We start from the raw sequence: 5,285 nt of genomic DNA, 5'->3' as shown, positions 1-5,285 counted from the left end.
GGGCCCGTGCGACCGCGGCCGCGGGGGGCTCCCCGGCAGGAGGCCGTCCCGGCTCAGGCTCCCGGGGACCGCAGGTGCCGGGGGCCCGGCACGAGGTTGCCCGTCCCGGCGAGGGCCCGGCGGTGCCGCCCCTCGGCGGTGCGCGCCAGCCACCACCGCCAGCCGCGCATCACCTGGCCCTTCGCCCACTGGTTGAGCCGGTGCGCCCAGTGGAACTCGGTGCCCCAGATGCCGAGCCCCAGGAAGATGGCGAGCCACCCCGGGCCGGGCGTCACGAGCATGATCAGGCCCGCCAGCACGAAGACGCCCCCGAGGACCGTCACGAGCGTCCGGTAGGCCACGAACAGCAGGGGGTGGCCGCGGGACCAGCGGCGCAGCCGGCCGAGGGCCTGCCGCACACGGCTGTCGGAGCTCTCCCCCTGGGCGATCTCCTCCTCGAGGCTGCTCACGGCCGCCGCCTCAGACCGCCGTGCCCACGATGACGGGCTCGGCGACGAGGTCCACCCCGTAGACGGACGCGACGCCGTCGCGCACCGTCCGGGCCAGCGCCATGAGGTCCTGGGCGGAGGCGCCGCCGCGGTTGGTGAGGGCGAGCGTGTGCTTGGTGGACAGGGAGGCGCGGCCCCCGGCGACGGCGGCGCCGTCGAGGTCCAGGAGCTCGTTGCGGGTCCCGGGCAGGCCGAAGCCCTTGCCGAAGCCGGCGTGGTCGATGAGCCACGCGGCCGAGAGCTTGACCCGGTCCTCGAGCGGGCGGCCCGCGGCGTCCACCACGGGGAAGCGGGGGGCGTCGGCGGGCAGCCGCTCCCCCAGGGCGTCGGCCGGGAGGATGGGGTTCGTGAAGAACGACCCGGTGCTGTAGGTGTCGCGGTCCTCCGGGTCGAGGACCATGCCCTTGCCCGCGCGCAGCGCCAGGACCGTCTCCCGCACCCGCTCCAGCGGGGCGCGCTCCCCCACCTGGACGCCGAGCCGGCGGGCGAGCTCGCCGTAGCGCACCGGGGCGCTCTCGGTGCCGCGCTCGAGCCGGAACCGCACGGCGAGCACCACGTGGCGCGGGGAGCCGGCCACCGTGCTGCGCTTGAGGGCCGAGTCCCGGTAGGAGAACGCCAGGTCGGCCGGGGCGAAGTCCCGCACGCGCCGCTCCCGGCGGTCCCAGACCCGCACCAGCTCGACGGTCTGGGCCACCTCCTGGCCGTAGGCCCCCACGTTCTGCACCGGGGTGGCACCCGTGGTGCCGGGGATCCCGGCCAGGGCCTCGATGCCGACCAGCCTTTCGGCCACGGCCTGCGCCACGAGCTCGTCCCACGGGTGGCCGGCCTGGACCTCGAGGAGGGCGCCGGCGGGATCCTCGGCGAGGACCTCGACGCCGCGCGAGAGCACGTGCACCACGGTGCCCGCGAACCCGGCGTCGGCCGCGATGAGGTTGGAGCCGCCGCCCACCACGAGCACGTCCCGCCCGGCGGCGTCGGCCGCCGCCACGGCGTCGACGACCGCCTGCTCGGACTCCGCCCGCACGTAGTCGCGGGCGGGCCCGCCCACGGCGGCGGTCGTGAGGTCTGCGATGCGAGGGGACGTCATGGCGACCACCCTATCGGGCGGCCCGCGGTGCCCCGGCCCGGACTCACGCCAGCCGCACCACGGCCTGGGCCTTGACCAGCACCTTCAGCGCCGCGGCGGTCGCCGGGTCGGCTCCCGCCGCGGAGAGGTCGGGGGCGGTCACGGTGAGGTCGACGCGCACGGTGCGGGCGGCGTCGTCGAGGGCGCCGATCTTCCCGGACACCGTGAGGGCCGTGGAGGCCTCGACCGCGGTCCCGAACCGGTTGGGGACGACCACCGGCTTGGTGAAGCGCGTCTGGTAGTCGACCACGGCGCCGGGGTCGCCGGCCCAGTCGGTCACGAGCTGCACGGCCGCGCCCATCGTGAGCATCCCGTGGGCGATGACGTCGGGCAGGTCCACGGAGCGGGCGAACTCCTCGTTCCAGTGGATGGGGTTGAGGTCCCCGGAGGCCCCCGCGTACCGGACCAGGTCCGCGCGGGAGAGCTCGATCCGGCGCTGCCCGATCTCCTGGCCCTTCTCGAGGCTGTCGAAGGCGATGCTCACGGTCACTGGTCCTCTCCGCGCACGAGCAGGGACGAGACGGTGGTGGCGACGTGCTCGCCGTCCGCGGCGCGGATCTCGGCGCGGGACGTCACCATCGCCCCGGAGCCCATGGCCCGGACCTGGTCGACGTGCAGCTCGGCCACGAGCTCGTCCCCGGCGACGATCGGGCGGTGGTGGGTGAAGCGCTGGTCGGCGTGGACCACGCGGGAGAAGTCGATGCCGGCCTCGGGGTCGGCGATCAGGGCGGCGTCGGCGCGCTGGGCCACCACGATGGCGAAGGTGGGGGGCGCCACGAGGTCGGGGTGGCCGAGGGACCGGGCCGCCTCGACGTCGTGGTGGGCGGGGTGGGCGGCCTGGACGGCGCGGGCGAAGTCGCGGATCGCCTCCCGTCCGACGCTGTAGGGCTCGGCCGGCGGGTAGGTCCGCCCGACGAGATCGGGGTTCACGGGCATGGCAGCTCCTCGCTGGACGGGCCGCGCGCGGGCGGCGGGACCCGTCCAGTCTACGGCGGCGCGCCCCGCCCCGCCGGGCGCCGCCGTCCGGGGCATGTACACTCCTGCCCATGGATCTCCTGGACGTCGGCCGGATCGTCGCAGGGCTGGCGCTGCTGGTCCTCGGCGGAGAACTCCTGGTGCGGGGGGCGTCCGCGCTCGCCCGGCGGGTGGGGATCTCCTCCCTCGTGGTCGGGCTCACCGTGGTCTCGGCCGCCACGTCGGCGCCGGAGCTCGCCGTCACCGTCGGCGCCGTGCTGCGCGACGAGCCGGGCCTGGCCGTCGGGAACGTGGTCGGCAGCAACATCGTCAACGTCCTGCTCATCCTCGGGCTCTCCGCCCTCGTCGTTCCCCTCGCGGTGAAGCAGCGGCTGGTGCGCTTCGACCTCCCCTGGATGGTCGTGCTGTCGATCGGGCTGCTGCTCGTGTCCCTCGACGGGCGGATCGGCGCGGTCGACGGAGTGGTCCTTCTCGCCGCCGTGGTGCTGCACACGGTGCTGACCGTCGTGATCGGCCGGCGCGGTGCCCCCGTCCCCGCGGCGGCGCCGTCCGGGGACCGCGGAGCCGGCGGCGGCACCGGCGGTGCCGAGGACGTCAGGACCGAGGAGGAGCCGCCCCCGGCCTCGGTCCCCCGGTCCGTGCTGCTCGTGGTGCTGGGGATCGCCCTGCTGGTCGCCGGCGCGACCCTGCTCGTCGAGGGGGCGGTGAGCATCGCCACGTCGCTGGGGGTCAGCAGCCTGGTGGTCGGGCTGACCGTGGTGGCCGTCGGGACATCGCTGCCCGAGCTGGCGACCTCCGTCATCGCGGTGCGCCGCGGTGAGCGCGACCTGGCCGTGGGCAACGTGGTGGGCAGCAACATCTTCAACATCGGGGTGGTGCTCGGCCTGCCGGCGCTGATCTCCCCCGGGGGCATCCCGGTGTCCGGTGCCGCGGTGGCCCTCGACATCCCGGTGATGCTGGCCGCCGCGGTCGCCCTGCTCCCCATCGCGTTCACCGGGTTCGCGGTGGCCCGCTGGGAGGGCGCCCTGTTCGTGGCCCTGTACGCCGCCTACACCGGCTACGTGGTGCTCGCGGCCACCGAGCACGACGCCCTGGAGGGGTTCACGTGGACCATGGCGTGGTTCGTCCTGCCGCTGGTCGCGCTGACGCTCGCCGTCTTCACCGCCTACGAGATCGGCCTGCACCGTGGCCGCCGGGATCCGCCGCGCTCGCCGTGACCGGTCCGCCCGGACCTGCGTCGGGTCCTGGACGGGGTGCCGGATCGAGGGGCCGGTGCCGGGCCGGCCCGGGGACGACAAAAGCCCGTGACCGGAGGGTCACGGGCTTTTCGCCGTAGCGGTGGACGGGCTCGATCCGTCGACCTCACGATTATGAGTCGTGCGCTCTAACCAGCTGAGCTACACCGCCAGAGGGATGAGACACCGCGGCTGACGGCCTTGACGGCCGGGCCACGGGATCTCATCACGAGAGCCCCGACCGGGAATCGATCCCGGGACCTCCATCTTACCAAGATGGCGCTCTACCACTGAGCTATCGGGGCAACGACGAAGACTCTACCAGCACGTTTCGGGAGAACCAAAATCGCCGGCCACCCCTCTCCAGCACCTCCGGAGCCGTCCTGCCGGCCCTGGATCGGACAGGGTTCTCCGGCCCGTCGGCGCCGTCCCGCCCGCCCGGGCCGGGGCGCCCCGACACGGCCGGCAGGCGCCCCGGACCCGGCGCTCAGTCGTCCACGTCGTCGTCCCGGTCGTCGTCCCGGTCGTCGTCCCAGTCGTCGTCGAGCGGGGCGGGCTGCACGGGCAGCGGGACCTGGGCCGGGGGTGCGGGGACGGCCGGCGGGGCAGGATCGGGGGCGGCCGGCAGGGCGGGCGGGGCCGGCGGCGGCTCGACCGGAGGGAGCGGCACCGCGGAGCCCCCCGCGTCCCCGCGGTCCGGTCCCGGGGCGTCTCCCCCGTCCTGCGCGGGGCCGGTGGGGGACGGCGACGACGACGGGTCCCCGGCCGGCGGCGCCGTGCCGGCCGACGGTCCCGGACCGGGGCTGCCGCTCACGGAGACGCCGCCGCGCACGACCTCCACGCGGTCCGTGCCGCTCGCCGCGTTCCACAGCAGGAGCGCCAGGCCCGCGACGACCAGGAGGGAGACTGCCGACCAGAGGATCCTCATGCCCACCAGTGTCCCGGAACCGGTTGAGGGGGGCATGAGAACATGAGAGCCCTCTCAGGAACGCAGCCCGTCGAGCAGGTCCTGCGCCACAGCGCGCCACCGCGGGCGGAACGCGTAGACGCAGGCGAGCCGCAGCCGGGTCGCCTCGGCGTGCACGGCGAGACGGCCGGGGTCGGCGCCCAGCACCCGGGCCACCGCGGTCACGGCCTCCTGTCCCGCCGCCCGGAGCGCAGGCTCGAGCAGGCCCTGCGCCGCGCGCAGCTCCAGGTGCACGGAGAGGTTCGCGAGGTCGAGCTCGGGCTCGCCGAGGGCCGCGGTGTCGAAGTCCAGGAGCCCCAGCCGTGCGCCGTCGAAGAGCAGCTGCTGGTCGTGCAGGTCCCGGTGCAGCACGACCCGGCCCCGCCGGTCGGCGGGCAGGGCCGAGAGCTCCGCCCCGATCCGCCGTGCCCATGCGGCGACCGCCCCCGGCGGGGCCTCGAGCAGACCCGGGAACGCCTCGAGCCGGCCGGCCCAGCGGGCCAGCGTGCGGGCCT

The 5,285-nt window shown here is 75.7% G+C and carries 7 protein-coding genes and 2 tRNA genes; 1 reads left to right on the top strand and 8 read right to left on the bottom strand.

Translation table 11 applies throughout. The annotated features are described in order from the left end of the window. Positions 1-53 precede the first annotated feature (53 nt). The 4 genes from CRM73_RS18080 to CRM73_RS18065 are packed head-to-tail and all read right to left on the bottom strand — an operon-like array spanning position 54 to position 2,550. A complete protein-coding gene (locus CRM73_RS18080; RefSeq protein ID WP_035924921.1) occupies positions 54-449 on the bottom strand; it encodes a TIGR02611 family protein in 396 nt (131 codons plus the stop codon). A gap of 10 nt (positions 450-459) precedes the next feature. Next, positions 460-1,575 carry a UDP-N-acetylmuramate dehydrogenase gene (locus CRM73_RS18075; RefSeq protein WP_229588677.1) on the bottom strand — a complete coding sequence of 372 codons (1,116 nt, stop codon included), beginning with the start codon at positions 1,573-1,575 and terminating at the stop codon, positions 460-462. 43 nt (positions 1,576-1,618) lie between these two features. Continuing rightward, a complete protein-coding gene (locus CRM73_RS18070; protein ID WP_133409311.1) occupies positions 1,619-2,098 on the bottom strand; it encodes a MaoC family dehydratase in 480 nt (159 codons plus the stop codon). 2 nt (positions 2,099-2,100) lie between these two features. Beyond that, positions 2,101-2,550, bottom strand: coding sequence for a MaoC family dehydratase N-terminal domain-containing protein (locus tag CRM73_RS18065; RefSeq protein ID WP_035924924.1), 450 nt, complete (start codon positions 2,548-2,550; stop codon positions 2,101-2,103). A 110-nt stretch (positions 2,551-2,660) separates the two neighbouring features. Between CRM73_RS18065 and CRM73_RS18060 the strand changes: the two genes are divergently transcribed. Beyond that, positions 2,661-3,806 (top strand): calcium/sodium antiporter, encoded by a 1,146-nt coding sequence (locus CRM73_RS18060; protein WP_095650598.1) that lies wholly within the window; start codon positions 2,661-2,663, stop codon positions 3,804-3,806. Positions 3,807-3,922: 116 nt separating this feature from the next. Here CRM73_RS18060 and CRM73_RS18055 read toward each other — a convergent pair. The 4 genes from CRM73_RS18055 to CRM73_RS18040 form a co-directional block, all read right to left on the bottom strand. Then, positions 3,923-3,996 (bottom strand) — tRNA-Met (locus CRM73_RS18055). Positions 3,997-4,057: 61 nt separating this feature from the next. Further along, a tRNA-Thr gene (locus tag CRM73_RS18050) sits at positions 4,058-4,129 on the bottom strand. Between the two features lie 182 nt (positions 4,130-4,311). Next, on the bottom strand, positions 4,312-4,752 hold the full coding sequence (locus CRM73_RS18045) for a hypothetical protein (protein WP_051063806.1): 441 nt from the start codon (positions 4,750-4,752) through the stop codon (positions 4,312-4,314). A 54-nt stretch (positions 4,753-4,806) separates the two neighbouring features. After that, on the bottom strand, positions 4,807-5,285 hold a 479-nt coding region (locus tag CRM73_RS18040), incomplete at its 5' end, for a phosphotransferase (protein ID WP_229588676.1).

The sequence above is a fragment of the Kocuria sp. CCUG 69068 genome (assembly GCF_020833785.1).
GTDB lineage: Bacteria > Actinomycetota > Actinomycetes > Actinomycetales > Micrococcaceae > Kocuria > Kocuria rosea.
This window is presented reverse-complemented; position numbering and strand designations above follow the sequence as displayed.

Coding starts and splice junctions, on each gene's coding strand:
- CRM73_RS18075 (WP_229588677.1), bottom strand. CDS start 1,575: ATGACGTCCCCTCGCATCGCAGACCTCACGACCGCCGCCGTGGGCGGG.
- CRM73_RS18065 (WP_035924924.1), bottom strand. CDS start 2,550: ATGCCCGTGAACCCCGATCTCGTCGGGCGGACCTACCCGCCGGCCGAG.
- CRM73_RS18060 (WP_095650598.1), top strand. CDS start 2,661: ATGGATCTCCTGGACGTCGGCCGGATCGTCGCAGGGCTGGCGCTGCTG.
- CRM73_RS18045 (WP_051063806.1), bottom strand. CDS start 4,752: ATGAGGATCCTCTGGTCGGCAGTCTCCCTCCTGGTCGTCGCGGGCCTG.